Raw genomic sequence first — 15,811 nt, forward strand, 5'->3', positions numbered from 1 at the left:
TCGAGTGCCGGCGCTTGGGGGCGCCGGTCGGTCTGAGCTGACCATGCAACTCACACACTGGGGAGACAGCGCATCATGCGTGCATTCATCAAGAATTACATCGCGTCCGAAAAAGCTCGGCGCGAAGAAGAGGGCGAGAAGGGTTTCTCGCTCATCGAGCTCATCATCGTCGTCGTGATCCTGGGGGTTCTCGTCGCGATCGCGATCCCCGTCTTTGGGAGCATCCAGGCTACGGCTGAGGAAAACGCGACCAAGGCTGTCGCGGCCTCGGCAGCGACGCAGTGGACTGCTCAACTCGCGAACAACGAGCCGGTGACGGCATACAAGTCCGGCGATGCCAAGATTTCGCTGACCGGCCAACCCGCAGCAGGGGCGGCGATCGAGACGGTGTGCGCCACAGCGACGTACGACCGTGCAGTGGACTACGTAGCGAAGTCTGGCCCCGGCTGCTAGCTCGTGCAGATTGGCTGGGGCCAAGGACTCGAACTGCGGCCCCAGCCGATCCCCGCCATCCCTCGTGTAATTGGGAGACCGCGCAATGCGAAGTGTTCTCAGGGGGAGCGAAGGCTTCGGCATGGTCGAGGTCATCGTCTCCATGCTCCTGCTCGGCGTGATCGCGATCGCGATCCTGCCGGCGCTGTGGCAGGGCGTCGTGCTCTCGTCGCAGCAGTCGTCGACGGCGACGGCGACGCGTCACCTCAACTCGCTCGTCGAGGAGGTGCGCGAGACGCCGGACTGTGCGTCCATCGCAGCCGCGATCGCCACGCGAACCGTCACCGACGGCAAGGGCGAGACGCTCACCAGCACCGGCACACAGACCACGTGTGCCGCCAAGACCACCGTGACCGTCCAGCTTCAGGTCCAGGACGCGAGCACCGACGTCCTCGCCTCGACGACAGCGATCGTGTACATCCCATGACTCACCCGCGCCACATCCGCGACGACGACACCGGGCTCAGCCTGATCGAGCTCATCGTCGCACTCGTGGTGGGCGGCATCGTGATCGGCGCGATGGCGACGATCTTCATCAACACGTGGAAGACCCAGGAGGAGGTGACCACGGTGAGCCAGGCGACCAGCCGCGGACAGCTCGTCGGATCGACGATCGAGCGGGCACTGCGCAACGCGACTGAGTACCAGGTCACCGCGGATGGCACCGAACTGCGCGTCTACACGACACTCGGCGGCTCGTTGGAATGCCAGGGATTCCGCCTGACCGCCGGGTCTCTCCGCATGAGCAGCACGAGCATCGCCTCCGGCGGCCTCGCCGCCGATGCCACGACCTGGCCGGAATGGCAGACGGGCATCGCCGCGCGCGGGACGACGCCGTTCTTGGAGCCTGTCGGCTCGGCGGTCACCTACACGTTCGACGTCACCACTGAGTCCGCATCAGTCCGGTTTGCGGGCGAGGCGTCGGCCCGCACGCCGCTGAAGGGAGATGACGGAGGATGCTGGTGATCGAGAGGATCCGCACACGCACGCGTGAGAGCGGCTCAGACGACCGCGGCGCCGTGCTGGTCACGGTCGTCATCGTGATGATCGTCGGGTTCATCGCCGCGAGCGTGATCGCAGCATCCGTTCTCTTCGTCATCCGCTCGAACGACGACAACCGCGACAATCTCGACGCTTTCGTGGCTGCCGAATCCGGACGTGACGTCGCGGTGAGCGAAGTTGTCAACAGCTGCAGCATCTCGGCGCCGCTCACCGGAACCGCTCCGACCTACACTGCGACGGTGTACACGACCGAGGGCTCGCAGCCGACTGACCATACCGGCCTGACGCCGAGCGCTTGCCCCACCGACTTGACCACTTTCGTCGTCATTCACTCGATCGGCACAGGTCCCGATGGGTCGACGGCTGAGATCGACTCGGTCTATCGATGGCTCGAGCCCATCCCCGAGCAGCCGGGCGGCACGCTCGCATACTTCCACGGCTCGGTCGGAGGGCAGAAGTCGATCTACAAAGGCGACCTCGTCGTCCGAAAGGGCTCATACACCTGCCCGCTGGGCGCGACCATCACGGGTGATCTGTACGTGACGAACGGAACAGTGTCGCTGAGTCAGGACTGTCACATTCAGGGATCGATCTACTCCTATGGAGAGGTATCGACGACTTCGCAGGGTCTCAAGGTCGACGGCGACATCCTGTCCGAGGTCGGCGACATCAAACTCGCCAACAACGGTGCCGTCGTCGGCGGCAAGATTCACGCCGGGGGGAACGTTCACCTGTCGGGCAATGGCGGAACGAAGGGCACGGTCGCCGGCACGGTCAAGGCCAAAGGCACCGTGACCGTCGATGCCGGATGGACGGTCCCGACGACGCAGCAGTTCCCCTCCGCGGGTGACCCGGTGTTCTCTCCGGAACTTGACGATGTGTTCGACATCACCGCGTGGGTGGACCTCGGCAAGGACAGCTGGGGGACGACCCAAGAGATCCGGTCCGGATGCTTGGAGAACCCGACGAGCAGCCTGCCTGGAGCAGGGCGGTTGATCATCGACTACACGCAGTGCACCGGTGAAGCAGTCACGATCACGATCGGGGACGTCAGTCTCGACCGCGACGTGGTCTTTGTGGTTCCTGCGAACAAGACGATGAAGATCAAGTTCGACGGGAGCGTGTCCAGCGCCGGTCCGATCGAATCCGCACCGCAGCTCGTCTTCATTCATGAGGACCGTGATGCAACGCAGATCGACAACGAGCCGGCCCCGACGTGCGAGAGCAACGGACCTGACGACATCACGACGACGAACCAAGTGGCGGGGATTCATGCCCGCATCATGGTGTACTCACCGTGCACCATCGGTGGCTCGGTACGGGTGAACTACTCCGGGCAGTTCTACACGGCGGGCAACACGATCAACTTCAACAACGGCGCCGTCATCGATTGCCAGAAGATGTCATGGACGCCGGTGTTCGAAGAGATCAGCTGCTTCATCGAAGAAGGTCAGACCGGTGGCGGCGGTGGGGCGCCCGCCACACTCGGCGATCTGCTCTACCAGTCGGAGAAGTAGCCGTGCCGTCGCTCACTCCTCTGATCATCGTCCTCGCCGGGGTCCTCGGACTCCTCATCGGGTCGTTCCTCAACGTCGTCGCGTATCGCGTGCCGGCCGGCATCTCGCTGCTGCGTGAGAGCCGCTGCCCGCACTGCGGCGCAGAGGTCAAGCCGTGGCAGAACGTGCCGGTGCTGTCGTGGATGGCGTTGCGCGGCCGGTGCGCGAACTGCGACGCCGGCATCGCGGCGCGCTACCCGGTGGTCGAGGCGGCGACCGCGGTCGCGTTCGCGATCGTGGCGTGGTGGGCGCTCACGGTCGGGTTCGATGGTGTTTCGTCGTCCTTCGCTCGCTCAGCGACCGCGAGCACCGCAGAAGCATGGAGCCTCGGCATCCTGACGGTCGCGTTCCTCTACTTCGCGGCGATCAGCATCGTGCTGACGCTCATCGATCTCGACACGCACCGGCTGCCGAACGCGATCGTGCTCCCGAGCTACCTCGTCGGCGGCATCCTGCTCTCCACAGCGTCGTGGCTGAGTGGCGATGCCGCCGCGCTGCTGCGCGGGGCCATCGGCATGGTCGCGCTCTACGTGTTCTACTTCGTCCTCCGTCTGGTGCGCCCGGGCGGCATGGGGGGCGGTGACGTGAAGCTCGCTGGGGTTATCGGGCTTCACCTGGGCTACGTCGGCTGGGGCGCGCTGGTGGTGGGAGCGTTTGGGGCGTTCCTGCTCGGCGGCGTGTTCGGCGTAGCCCTGATTCTTCTGAGGCGGGCGGGACGCAAGACCGCGATCCCGTTCGGCCCATGGATGCTGGCGGGCGCGTGGATGGGGATCTTCGCGGGCGAGGCGATCGCACGGGGGTATTTGGGACTTTTCGCGCCGGTGTGATGGGAGCGGCGTGAGCCGCGCATCGGGGCGAGTACTGGGGAAGGGGAAAGCCATGGCCAAGTCGACCGTGGGAGTCGAGATCACAGAGGAGAGTGTGCGAGCCGTCGAACTGACGACGGGCCGCTCGCCCTCGGTGGTCACGGCGGGAGAGGTGCCGTTGCCGCGTGACGCGGCGAAGGATTCGGAAGTACTGGATCCGGATGCCGTGGCTGTCGCGCTGCGGCAACTCTGGAGCGGCGCGGGCATCAGGAACCGCAAGGTCACGCTCGGCGTCGGCAGCCGGCGCATCCTGGTGCGTGAATACACGACGCAGGCGATGCGGCCCGATCTACTGCGGGAGGCACTCCCGTTCCAGGTGCAGGACCTGCTGCCCGTGCCGGTGTCGCAGGCGGTGCTCGACTTCTACCCGTTCGCCCAGCAGGGCGATCAGGTCACCGGCCTGCTCGTGGCCGCGGTGTCGGAGAGCATCGAACAGCTGATCGCGACGCTCGCCAAGGCCAAGCTCGAGGTCGACAACGTCGACCTCGTGCCGTTCGGCCTCGCGCGGGTCGCCAAGCGCGTCGCGAAGCCGGGCGAGACGGTGGCGATGATCCACATCGGCGACCACACGTCGCACGTCGTCGCTGTGACCGACGGCATCCCGCATTTCGTCCGGATCATCCCGGTCGACGTCGCCACGACAGCGGCCCGGCGCGAGGAACTCGCGTTCGCCGCACCCGAGTTCGAGCTGGACGCCCTGCTCGAGACCGTGCCGCCGCAGCCGTTCAGCACCCGCGCCTCGATGCGGACGACCGCCGCCGCCTCGGCACCCGCGGCCGGTGACCTCGTCGCGCGCCTGCGCAGCACGATCGCGTTCTTCGGCTCGCGGCCAGGAGCACCGGCCATCTCGACGGCGTGGGTGAGCGGCGCGGGCTACGCCGCGCCGGGCGTCGCCGACACGCTCTCGCGATCGTTCGACGTCCCGGTCCTCCCGGTGCGGCTGGACCAGTTCGCCGACACGGGCAAGCACGGTCTGCCCGAAGAGCTCTCGCTCAACGCCGTCGCGACAGCAGGCATCCTCCTCGGGGAGGTCTCGCGATGAGCGCGTCCGTCGCCGTCCTGACGCGTCCGGGGATTCCGCGCGTCAACCTGCTGCCGCGCATCGAGATCGACCGGCGCGAGCGGTCCTCGCTCACGCGGCGCTGGCTGTGGGGAGTGCTGGGCGCCCTCCTGGTCGCGCTCCTCGTGGTCGCCGGCGTCTTCCTCGTGAAGTGGGCCGCCGATCAGCGGCTGGCCGCCGAGCAGGCCCGCACGGATGCGCTGCTGCTCGAACTCGCCTCCCTTTCAGAGGTGAGCGCGGCACTCGGCACCGAGGGCGAGCTGGTCGACTTCCGGGCGCAGTCGATGGGCTCGGACTTCGCATGGGCGCCGATCGTGGCCACCCTGCAGGCGTCGCTTCCGGCGGGCGTCTCGCTGACGGGCTTCGATGTCATCACCGGGGGAGTCCCGCAGGGCGACGATCCCGCGCTCGAGGTAGGCCTCACCGGGAAGGCCACCCTCTCGAGTCCCAACGCGATCGACATCGCGCAGACCGTGCGCGCCCTTCGTGCCGCACCGGGCATCGCCGATGCCGATGGGCAGCTCGTCTCGACGAGCCAGCAGACGGTCGGCGTCTACACCTACGAGGTGGGCGTGGCCTTCGACCAGACGATCTACTCGGACGATTTCACGGCGGGGGGCCAGTGATGCCCAAGCAGCTCATCAACGTGATCGGCATCGTGGTCTGCCTGGGTGTGGTCATCCTCGCCGTGGTGCTCGTCGCGATGCCCATGTTCTTCCAATCGCTCACGACCGCGGGCGAGTCGGTGCAGGTGGAGCGGACGAACGATCTCTATCAGGCACAGGTCGACACGCTCGACGCCGAGTCCGAGCGGATGGACGAGATCGCAGCATCCGTCGACGCCCTTCGCGCCGAGATCCCCGCGGCCAACCGTCTGGACGACGTGTTCGAGCTCGTCGCCGCTTCGGCAGCCCGCTCGGACGTCTCGGTGCAGACCATCACCGCGGGGGAGGACGCCGGCTTCACCGTGCGCACCGAACCGCTCGCGCTCGCCGACGCCGCGGCGGAACAGCCCGCGGCCGAGCAGCCTGACGCGTCCGAGACGACGGCGGATGCTGCCGCCACCGACGGCTCGGCAACGCCGACACCTGCGCCCGCGGCCGGGGAGGGTGCGGTACCCGCGCCCCCGCGGCAGGACACCGGTCGCCGTCAGGTCGACTTCACGCTGGATCTGGTCGCGACCGACCTGAACAACGTGGTGCGGTTCCTGGATGCGCTCCGCGAAGGGCCGCGCCTGCTCAGCCCCATCGAGACGACCGTGACACCGACGGGCACCGGGTACGACGTGTCGATCACCGCCCTGACATTCGTCCTTCCGGAGGGCTGAGACGTGATCGCGCACACGCTCGAATCGATGCTGACCACGGCGTCGCGGCACCTCGCGTCCGACGTGCACCTCACCGGCGACGCCCCGCCCCTCATGCGGGTCGACGGCGACCTCATGCCGATCCCGGACCACACCGTCGCCACGCCGGCGCAGTGGGTCGAGTCCGCCGCGCTCGGGCTGATGTCGCCGGGGCAGCGCCGCGAGTTCGAAGAGCACCAGGAGGTCGACCTCGCGCTCGCCTCGGACCGTCTCGGCCGCTTCCGCGTGAACGTGTTCCGCCAGCTCGGCTCGATCGCCGTGGCGATGCGCTTCATCCCCGATCGCGTGTACACGCTGGCCGAGCTCGGCGCACCGGCGATCGCTCGCTCACTCGCGCTGAAGCCCCGCGGGCTCGTGCTGCTGACCGGACCGACCGGCTCGGGCAAGTCGACGACGCTGACCGCGATGGTCGACATCATCAACAACGAGGTGCCGGCGCACGTCATCACCATCGAGGATCCGATCGAGTTCCGGCACGAATCGCAGCGCGCGCTCATCCACCAGCGCGAGGTCGGCACCGACACCAGCTCGTTCGCCGAGGCGCTCCGGCGCGTGGTGCGCCAGGACCCCGACGTGATCCTGATCGGCGAGCTGCGAGACCCGGAGTCCATTCAGACCGCCCTGTCGGCGGCCGAGACCGGGCACCTCGTGCTGTCGACCCTGCACACGCAAGGGGCGGCGAAGAGCATCAACCGCATCGTCGACGTCTTCCCGTCGCATCAGCAGCAGCAGATCCGCACGCAGCTGGGCGACACGCTTCAGGGCATCATCAGCCAGACCCTGATGCCGCTCGCTCAGACCGCGGGCCGCACGATCGCCACCGAGGTGCTCATCAACACTCCGGCGGTGGCGAACCTCATCCGCGAGGGACAGGTCGCGCAGCTCTACTCGGCGATGCAGGCAGGTGCCGGCGTCGGCATGCACACGCTCGACCAGGACCTCAAGCGCCTCGTCGCCGAAGGGTCGATCGCCCTCTCGGTCGCGAAAGCCTACGCCGCAGACCCCGAGACGCTGGACGACGTCTTCGTGCGGCCCCGGGATCTCGACGCCGACGCCTGGGCGCAGCACGCCCGGGACTGGCATCACCAGAACGTGGAGGTGTGACATGCCCGTCATCCAGGAGTACTCCTATCGCGCGGTGGATCCGCGCGGCGGGTCGATCGTCAAGGGAACGATCGAAGCAGCCAGCGAAGCGGCCGCGGCCGGAAAGCTGCGAGTCCAGGGGCTCACCCCGGTCTCGGTCGCCGCGCTGTCGAAATCGGGCATGCACCGCGAGATCAAGATCCCCGGGCTCACACGGCACGTGTCCGCGAAGAACCTGGCGATCTTCGCGAAGCAGATGGCCGGGCTCATCAACGCGGGCCTGCCGCTCATGCGCACCCTGTCGATCCTGATCGAGCAGACCGACGACAAGAAGCTGCAGCCCGCCCTGGTCGCGGTCCAGGCGGAGGTGGAGGCGGGGTCCTCGTTCTCGGCGGCGCTGGCCCGGCATCCGGATATCTTCCCCCCGCTGATGCTCTCGATCGTGCGCGTCGGCGAGACCGGCGGCTTCCTCGGCGCCGCACTCGGGTCCATCGCCGAGAACTACCGCAAAGAGGCCGAGCTGCAGAACAAGATCCGGGCGGCGACCACGTATCCGACGATCGTGCTCATCGTCGCGATCCTCGGCGTCCTGGCGATGGTGACCTTCATCGTGCCGATCTTCGAGAACATGTTCGCCGGGCTCGGCTCGCAGCTGCCCCTGCCGACGCAGATCCTCGTCGCGATCTCGGGGAACATGTGGTGGATCCTGCCGCTGCTGGTGCTCTCGATCGCGATCGCGTGGATCTGGTGGATGCGCAACCGGCACACCGAGCGGGTGCGGAAGGTCGTCGACCCGATCAAGCTCAAGATGCCGGTGTTCGGCAAGCTCAACACCAAGATGGCCGTCGCGCGGTTCAGCCGGAACCTGTCCATGATGCTCGACGCGGGCGTGCCGATCATCCAAGCACTGGGAATCGTCGGCCAGGCGTCGAACAACTACAAGATCGAGCAGGCGGTCACGGCTGTGCAGGATTCCATCCGCCAGGGCAAGTCGTTCGCCGCGCCGCTGGCCCGAGCCGACGTGTTCCCGCCGATGGTCTCGCAGATGGTGTCTGTGGGCGAGGAGTCGGGCACGCTCGTCGACATGCTGGCGAGCATCGCGGACTTCTACGAGGACGAGGTCGAGACGGCCACGTCGCAGCTGTCGGCGACCATCGAGCCCGTGCTGATCGTCGGACTCGGCGTGCTCATCGGCGCCATGGTCATCTCGCTGTACCTGCCGATCTTCACGCTGTACGGAGAACTCGGTCAGCAGTAGCGACCTTCAGGCTCGGCATCCGGATCCCCTCCCATCGGGCGAGGGATGCCGAAACCCGCTGCCCCCGGGTGAGGCTGAGGCCCCCGGGGGTGGCGCGGGAAGACGTCACAACGAGACGCGCAGAACCTCTTCGATCGTCGTGAGACCTTGGGCGACCTTGCTCCAGCCGTCCTCACGGAGGGTCGTCATGCCCTGCTCAAGTGCGACCTGGCGCATCTCGGTGCCGGTCGCGCGCGTGACGACGAGCTGCTCGAGCTCGTCGGTCATCGTCATGACCTCGTGCAGCCCGATGCGGCCGCGATACCCCGTGCCCGAGCACGCCGTGCAGCCGACCGGACGGTACAGCTCCGGCAGGTCGTCGGGGTCGTGCGGGAAGCCGAGCGCCTGCAGCACGTCGCTCGGCTCGGTGTACGCGGCGCGACAGCGCAGGCACAGGCGTCGGGCGAGTCGCTGCGCGACCACGGCCGACAGCGCGGTCGCCACGAGGAACGGCTCGGTGCCGATCTCGGTCAGTCGCGTGAGCGCCGAGGGCGCGTCGTTGGTGTGGAGCGTCGAGAGGACGAGGTGACCCGTGAGGGCGGCCTCGATCGAGATGACCGCCGTCTCCTGGTCGCGGATCTCGCCGACCAGCACCACGTCGGGGTCGCTGCGCAGGATCGACCGGAGGGCCGCGGCGAACGTCAGCCCCGCACGGTTGTTCACCTGCACCTGGTTGATGCCCGGGATGCGGTACTCCACCGGATCCTCGACGGTGATGACGTTGATGCGGCGGTTCGCGACGGTGCGCAGCGCCGTGTACAGCGTCGTCGACTTGCCCGATCCGGTGGGGCCCGTCGCGAGAACCATGCCGTGAGGTCGCGAGATCGCCGCGCGGAAGCGCTCTTCGTTCGAGGCCGAGAAGCGCAGATCACTCATCGCCATCGACTGGCCGGAGTTGTCGAGGATGCGCATGACGATCTTCTCGCCCCACACCGTCGGCAGCGTCGCGACGCGGAGGTCGATCTGGCGACCCTCGTGCAGCACCGAGAGCCGGCCATCCTGCGGCTTGCGCCGTTCGGCGATGTCGATCGACGACATGATCTTCAGGCGCGAGATGACGCCGTCCTGGATGTTCCTGTCGGCGCGCTGCATGTCGTGCAGCACGCCGTCGATGCGGAACCTCACGGCGAGTTCGTACTCGCCGGGCTCGATGTGGATGTCGCTCGCGCGGTCGTTGATCGCCTGGGTGATCAGGAGATTGACGAAGCGCACGACGGGGGCATCGGCATCCTGCTCCTCGAGCACCTCGGTGAAGGTGATCCCGGGAGTGGAGTCGGCTGACTCGCCGATCTGCTCGGACAGGTCGCTGAGCTCTTCGTCCGAGCGCAGATAGCGCTCGAACGTCTGGCGCAGCGCGTCGCCCGCGACCACCACGGCCTCGACCTGCAGGTCGGTGATGCTGGTGATGTCGTCGATCGCGATGATGTCGGTGGGGTCGAGCATGCCGACGATGACCGTGTCGCGCACACGGCCGAGCGGGATGAGCTGGTAGCGGCGGCACAGCGTGCCCGGCACCAGCGCGAGCACCTCGGGCTCGATGTCGGTGCCGGTCATGTCGTAGTAGCGGTGGCCGGTCTGCAGCGCGACGGCCTCGGCGATCTGGGCTTCGGTCGCCATGTTCGAACTGACCAGCAGCTGCTGCAGCTCGGGCCCGTCGCCCACCTGCGCGATCGCCGCCGACATGTCGGCTGCCCGTACCGCCCCGGTGAGCACCAGCGTCTGCGCGAGTCCTCTCACGGCGCCCCCAATCCCCACGGACATACTACGGCGCGCGCGTCAAGCGGGGACCGCGGATTTTCGCGGCTCGGTATGGTGACGCGCATGGGTGACCTGATCAAGCGGATGACGGCCTGGGCGTTGTCGCTCAAGCTGGTGCGGGTGTGGCTTCACTACTCCGAGCGGCGCGGGCCGATGCTGTCGGACAGCGTCACCTACCGCACGCTGTTCTCCGTCTTCGCGGGGGTGCTGCTCGGCTTCTCGTTCGCGGCGCTGTGGCTGAGCGGCAACCGTGCTGCGTGGGATTCCCTGGTGGAAGCGGTGGATGCCGCCATCCCTGGTCTCGTCGGACCGGGCGGCGTCGTCGACGTCAGCGAGATCGATGCTCCCGCCGGCCTCACGGTGGCAGGGATCATCGCCCTCGTCGCCCTGATCGGTGCGGCGATCGGCGCCATCGGCTCACTGCGGAGTGCGCTGCGCACGCTCGCCGACAAGGTCCACGACGATGTGATGTTCGTGTGGGTGCTGCTGCGCAATCTGCTGCTCGCGCTCGCGATCGGCGGCGGGTTCATCCTCTCTGCCGGCGCCACCTTCGCCGGCACGTCGTTCGTCGGAGCGGTGCTGGACTGGCTGGGCGTCACCCGCGGGCCGGTCGCCGACCTGGCGACGCGCGGTGTGTCCATCGTGGTCGTGTTCGCACTCGATATGGCACTCGTCGCGCTCGCGTTCGTCACGCTCAGCGGCGTCCGCGCGCACCCGCGGTCGCTGTGGTCGGGCGCCTTCGTCGGCGCGGTCGGGCTGATCGTGCTGCAGCAACTGTCGGGCCTGTTCGTCGCCGGCGCGGACTCCAACCCGCTGCTCGCGTCGTTCGCGTCGCTGATCGCCCTGCTGATCTGGCTGAATCTCTCGGCTCAGGTGATCCTGCTCGCCGGTACCTGGGTGATCGTCGGCGAGCGCGAGCGTGCCGACCGGATACGCGAGCGCCACGGGTCGCCCACCTTCGCTCTCCGCAGGGTTCGCCAGGCAGAGGATGCTGCGGCGGTCGCGGCCGAAGAGCTGCGGCTCGCGCGCAAGGCCGCCGACGCCGAGCGCGCGTCCGCCCACGGCGCGAACGACTCGACGGGGGACGCGGGGGCCCGGGAACGTGTGGAGGCACGCTCATGACCCAGGTGCCGGTGTTCACCGCCGAGCAGGTGCGGATAGCGGAGGCTCCGCTGCTCGCCGCGGAGCAGCCGCTCATGGCGCGCGCCGCCGCCGCGCTCGCAGACGTCGTGCGGCGGATGTTCCAGGACGGGCAGGGCGACAGCGATGCGCCGGCCGGGGCGCCGCAGCCGATCGCGACGGCCCACGCCCGGCACCTGCTGGTACTCGCCGGCAGCGGGAACAACGGCGGAGATGCGCTCTACGCGGCCGCCCACCTCGCCGAAGAGGTCGATGTCGACGTTCTGACAGTCGGGGTGCGCGTCCACGAGGCGGGGCTCGCGTCGGCGCTCGGCGCGGGCGCTCGTCGCGTCGAGATCCCGGCTGTGCGAGAGGCGGCCGGGGACTACGACCTCATCCTCGACGGGATCCTCGGCATCGGCGCGACCGACCTCGACCTGCGTGGGAGCGCCCGCGAGGCGGTCGAGGCGCTGCTTCCGGCCGTTCGCGCGGGCCGTTCGCGTGTCATTGCCGTCGACCTGCCCAGTGGCCTGCACCCCGACACCGGCGACAGCGGCTCACATGTGCTGCCGGCATCCGTCACCGTCACGTTTGGCGCAGTCAAGGCGGGCCTCGTCACCGGCCGGGGACCCGAGCTCGCCGGAGAGCTCGTGCTCGCCGACATCGGCCTCGGGCCCGAGCTCGACGGCTTCGTGCCGGTGGGGGAGGCATCCGTCTCGCGCGTCGTGACCGGATGACGAGCAGCGCGCCGCCTACCGTGCGTAGCGCTCGACGAACGTGCGCAGCATGCGGCTCGGGTGCGAGACGGCGGCACGGCGCACCGCCGCGAGGGTGAGCTCGAGCTCGTCCGCGCCGAAGTAGCCGTGCCCCGCATACGCGTGGATGCGCGTGGTGATGCCCTCGACATCGAGCTCGGGGTGGAACTGCGTGGCATAGACGTTGGCGCCCACGCGGAACATCTGCACCGGGCACGCGGGCGACGAGGCCAGCAGCGTCGCCGAGCCCGGCAGTTGCGAGATCGCCTCCTTGTGTCCGACGAACGCGTCGAACGTCGTCGGCATGCCGTCGAGGAGGGGATCGGATGCCCCGGCCCGCGTCTTCGTGACCGGCACGACGCTGATCGGCTCGCCGTGGCGACGATCGATCACGGCGCCCTGGTGTGCACCGAGCGTGCCGACGCCGTAGCAGGCGCCGAGGAACGGGAAGTCCCGCGCGACGACCTCATCCAGGAGCGCGTCGAACTCCTGCTCGACCCGCCGCTGCACGGGGGACTTCGTCTCGGCGGGGTCTGAGGCGTTGAACGGCCCGCCGCCGACGAAGATCCCCGACAGGCCGTCGAGATCGAGGTGCGGCATGGGGCCCGCCTCGAGTCGCACGCGGACGAGATCGCGCTCGTCGAGCCCGGTGTAGCGGAGGAAGAGTGCGTACTCCTCGTCGGCGGGGACGTCCTCTGCGCGCGTGGCGAGCAGGACGAACGGCTTCACGGTCGCCTCGCGACCGGGCTCACGACGCACTCACGATGCGTAGGTCACGAGGCCGAGCTCGACCGGCGAGACCAGCTGCTCGTGCCGCGGCACGACGCGGACGGCGTAGCCGAACGTGCCGGTGACGCTGAGCGGCAGGGCGCCGGTGAACGTCACGATGCCGTCGTGGGCGGGTCCGGCAGGGGCGAGACGGTGCACGGAGTGGTCGGCGTCCAGCGCGTCGTCCTCGTCGGTGCGGCCGTACACCAGCTCGACCGCGACGTCCTCCGGCGAGAGCCCGTCCAGCCGTACGTCGGCGCGCACCTCGAGGGTGTCGCCGGCCTGCGCCTGCTGCGGGATGCCGGAACTGTCGACGCTCGCGATCGAGATGCGCCCCCAGGCATCCTTCACCCTCCCGATGAACGCGGCGAGCGCCTTGGCCTCGGCGAAGCCGTCCGCGCGCAGCGCCGCGTCGTGCGCGGCGGCAGGAACGTACAGGCGCTGGACGTAGTCCCGCACCATCCGGTCGCTCGTAGCCTTCGTGCCCAGGTCGGTCATGGTGTGGCGCACCATACCGAGCCACGCCAGCGGGATGCCGCCCTCGCGGTCGTAGAACTTGGGCACCAGTTGGTGCTCGATGAGGTCGTAGAGGGCGGCGGCTTCGACGTCGTCGCGCTCCTCGTCGTTCGCCGCGGTGTCGGCGGTCGGGATCGCCCAGCCGTTCTCGCCGTCGAACCACTCGTCCCACCAGCCGTCGAGGATCGACAGGTTCAGCGCGCCGTTGAGCGCGGCCTTCATGCCGCTCGTGCCGCAGGCCTCGAGCGGACGCAGCGGGTTGTTCAGCCAGACGTCGCACCCCGGGTAGAGGTCCTTCGCGAGCGTGATGTCGTAGTCGGGCAGGAAGACGATGCGCCCGCGCACCTTCGGGTCGCGGCTGAAGCGCACCAGCTGCTGGATCAGGATCTTGCCCGAGTCGTCGGCAGGATGCGACTTGCCGCCGATCACGATCTGCACCGGCCGCTCGGGGTCGGTCAGCAGCCGGGTGAGGCGCTCGGGATCGCGCAGCATGAGCGTGAGGCGCTTGTAGGTCGGGACGCGGCGGGCGAACCCGATCGTGAGCACGTCGGGGCTGAGCAGATCGCCGACCCAGGACGGCGTCACACCGCTGCCGTTCGAAACCGAAGCGGCGACACGGCGCCGCGCCTCGGCGACGAGCTCGCCCTTCATCTGCTGGCGGACGCCCCACAGCTCCGCGTCGGTCACGGCCTCGCGGTCGGTCCAGTCATGGGTGTCGGTGTGCGCGTCGCCCCACACCCGCTCGCTCAGCGCCTTCAGGGCCGGGTGCACCCAGGTCGGCGCGTGCACGCCGTTGGTGATCGATGTGATCGGCACCTCGTCGGTGTCGACGCCCGGCCACAGGTGCCCGAACATGCCCCGGCTCACCTCGCCGTGCAGGACCGACACGCCGTTCGCGTGCTGCCCCAGGTGCAGCCCGAGCACTGCCATGTTGAAGACGCCCTGGTCGCCGCCGTCCCACGTCTCGAGACCCAGCGCGATCGCGCGCCCGGCGTCGAGCCCCTGGAACAGGCCACCCGCGAGCACGTCGGCGATGAGGTCGCGCGAGAACCGGTCGATCCCGGCGGGTACGGGCGTATGCGTCGTGAACACCGTCGATGCGCGCACCTGGGCCAGGGCCTCGTCGAAGGTCAGCCCATCGTGCGTGATGAGCTCCGACATCCGCTCCAGACCCTGGAATCCGGCGTGGCCCTCGTTGGTGTGGTAGACGTCGGGAGCCGGTCGCCTGGTGATCTCGGACCACGCGCGGACTGCGCGGACTCCGCCGACGCCGAGCAGCAGCTCCTGCAGCAGACGGTGCTCGCCGCCGCCCCCGTAGAGGCGGTCGGTGACCTTGCGCATGTCGTCGGAGTTCGACGGAGTCTCCGAGTCGAGCAGCAGCAGCGGCACGCGCCCGATGTCCGCGACCCAGATCCTGGCGTGCAGGGTCCGGTCGCCGGGCAGCGCAAGCGCGATCTCGACGGGGGAGCCGTCGCGGTCCCGCAGCAGTGTCAGCCCGAGCCCGTACGGGTCGAGGAGCGGATAGCTCTCGCGCTGCCAGCCGTCGTCGCCGATCGACTGACGGAAGTAGCCTGCGCGGTAGAACAGGCCGACACCGGTGAGCGGGACCCCCAGGTCGGACGCGCTCTTGAGGTGGTCGCCGGCGAGGATGCCGAGGCCGCCGGAGTACTGCGGCAGCGAGCCGTCCACGCCGAACTCGGGGGAGAAGTAGGCGATGTGAGCGGGCTTGGGGCCCCGCAGGCCCTGATACCAGCGTTCGCCGGTGAGGTACGCCGAGAGTCGGTCGTCCTCCTCGCGGACGCGTGCCACGAAGGCCTCGTCGCGGGCCAGCTCGTCCAGGCGCGGTTGCCCCACCGCCCCCAGCATGCGTGCGGGGTTCGCGCCGATCTCGTCCCACAGCGCGGGATCCATCGACGCGAACAACGCGTGGGTGGACCGGCTCCACGACCAGCGCCAGTTCGAGGCGAGGCGGTCCAGGGGTGTGAGGGATTCGGCGAGGACGGGACGGACGGTGAACGTTCGGATGGCCTTCACGCGTGCATTCTAGGGGCCCAAGCTGGAAGCGCTTGCACGACCCCTCCTCGCTTTCGAATCGCGCACTTTGCAGAGTCGGCCGGCCCGAAACTGCAAAGTGCGCGATTCGAAGGTGGAGGGGGCGGCCGGGTCTAGGCTC

Annotated in this window: 15 protein-coding genes; 12 read left to right on the forward strand and 3 right to left on the reverse strand. The window is 68.8% G+C overall.

The annotated features are described in order from the left end of the window. Positions 1 to 75: 75 nt before the first annotated feature. From HF576_RS18920 to HF576_RS18965, 10 genes are all read left to right on the forward strand, one after another. Positions 76 to 453, forward strand: coding sequence for a prepilin-type N-terminal cleavage/methylation domain-containing protein (locus HF576_RS18920; protein WP_168914401.1), 378 nt, complete (start codon positions 76 to 78; stop codon positions 451 to 453). A gap of 121 nt (positions 454 to 574) precedes the next feature. Next, positions 575 to 919, forward strand: coding sequence for a type IV pilus modification PilV family protein (locus HF576_RS18925; RefSeq protein ID WP_168914402.1), 345 nt, complete (start codon positions 575 to 577; stop codon positions 917 to 919). After that, a complete protein-coding gene (locus HF576_RS18930) occupies positions 916 to 1,458 on the forward strand; it encodes a PilW family protein (RefSeq protein ID WP_168914403.1) in 543 nt (180 codons plus the stop codon). The genes HF576_RS18925 and HF576_RS18930 overlap by 4 nt, the downstream gene beginning before the upstream one ends. Next, the gene (locus HF576_RS18935; RefSeq protein WP_168914404.1) at positions 1,455 to 3,011 is read left to right on the forward strand and encodes a hypothetical protein; all 1,557 of its coding nucleotides are present in this window, start codon (positions 1,455 to 1,457) and stop codon (positions 3,009 to 3,011) included. Before HF576_RS18930 ends, HF576_RS18935 begins: the two co-directional genes overlap by 4 nt. 2 nt (positions 3,012 to 3,013) lie before the next feature. Continuing rightward, positions 3,014 to 3,877, forward strand: a complete 864-nt coding sequence (locus HF576_RS18940; protein ID WP_343234352.1) for a prepilin peptidase — start codon at positions 3,014 to 3,016, stop codon at positions 3,875 to 3,877. A 52-nt stretch (positions 3,878 to 3,929) separates the two neighbouring features. Then, complete coding sequence (gene pilM, locus HF576_RS18945; protein ID WP_168914406.1) at positions 3,930 to 4,958, forward strand: pilus assembly protein PilM; 1,029 nt, start codon at positions 3,930 to 3,932, stop codon at positions 4,956 to 4,958. Beyond that, a complete protein-coding gene (locus HF576_RS18950) occupies positions 4,955 to 5,602 on the forward strand; it encodes a hypothetical protein (RefSeq protein WP_168914407.1) in 648 nt (215 codons plus the stop codon). Before pilM ends, HF576_RS18950 begins: the two co-directional genes overlap by 4 nt. Continuing rightward, positions 5,602 to 6,303, forward strand: coding sequence for a hypothetical protein (locus HF576_RS18955; RefSeq protein WP_168914408.1), 702 nt, complete (start codon positions 5,602 to 5,604; stop codon positions 6,301 to 6,303). Before HF576_RS18950 ends, HF576_RS18955 begins: the two co-directional genes overlap by 1 nt. Positions 6,304 to 6,306: 3 nt before the next feature. Then, positions 6,307 to 7,446: a type IV pilus twitching motility protein PilT gene (locus HF576_RS18960; protein ID WP_343234353.1), complete on the forward strand. Its 1,140-nt coding sequence runs from the start codon at positions 6,307 to 6,309 to the stop codon at positions 7,444 to 7,446. Position 7,447: 1 nt separating this feature from the next. Beyond that, a complete protein-coding gene (locus tag HF576_RS18965; protein ID WP_168914409.1) occupies positions 7,448 to 8,683 on the forward strand; it encodes a type II secretion system F family protein in 1,236 nt (411 codons plus the stop codon). 105 nt (positions 8,684 to 8,788) lie between these two features. On the opposite strand, the gene HF576_RS18970 is transcribed toward HF576_RS18965, so the two are convergent. Further along, entirely contained in the window at positions 8,789 to 10,459 is a 1,671-nt protein-coding gene (locus tag HF576_RS18970) for an ATPase, T2SS/T4P/T4SS family (RefSeq protein WP_168914410.1), read from the reverse strand. A gap of 84 nt (positions 10,460 to 10,543) precedes the next feature. Between HF576_RS18970 and HF576_RS18975 the strand changes: the two genes are divergently transcribed. Together HF576_RS18975 and HF576_RS18980 are read left to right on the forward strand one after the other, a co-directional pair. Next, a complete protein-coding gene (locus HF576_RS18975) occupies positions 10,544 to 11,602 on the forward strand; it encodes a YihY/virulence factor BrkB family protein (RefSeq protein WP_168914411.1) in 1,059 nt (352 codons plus the stop codon). Further along, entirely contained in the window at positions 11,599 to 12,336 is a 738-nt protein-coding gene (locus HF576_RS18980; RefSeq protein ID WP_168914412.1) for an NAD(P)H-hydrate epimerase, read from the forward strand. The genes HF576_RS18975 and HF576_RS18980 overlap by 4 nt, the downstream gene beginning before the upstream one ends. Before the next feature lie 15 nt (positions 12,337 to 12,351). Here the strand turns inward: HF576_RS18980 and HF576_RS18985 are convergent, their stop codons facing one another. Together HF576_RS18985 and glgP are read right to left on the reverse strand one after the other, a co-directional pair. Next, positions 12,352 to 13,083, reverse strand: coding sequence for a glutamine amidotransferase (locus HF576_RS18985; protein WP_168914594.1), 732 nt, complete (start codon positions 13,081 to 13,083; stop codon positions 12,352 to 12,354). A gap of 30 nt (positions 13,084 to 13,113) precedes the next feature. Beyond that, a complete protein-coding gene (gene glgP / locus HF576_RS18990; protein ID WP_168914413.1) occupies positions 13,114 to 15,672 on the reverse strand; it encodes an alpha-glucan family phosphorylase in 2,559 nt (852 codons plus the stop codon). Positions 15,673 to 15,811: the final 139 nt, after the last annotated feature.

The sequence above is a fragment of the Microbacterium salsuginis genome (assembly GCF_012524205.1).
Classification (GTDB): domain Bacteria; phylum Actinomycetota; class Actinomycetes; order Actinomycetales; family Microbacteriaceae; genus Microbacterium; species Microbacterium salsuginis.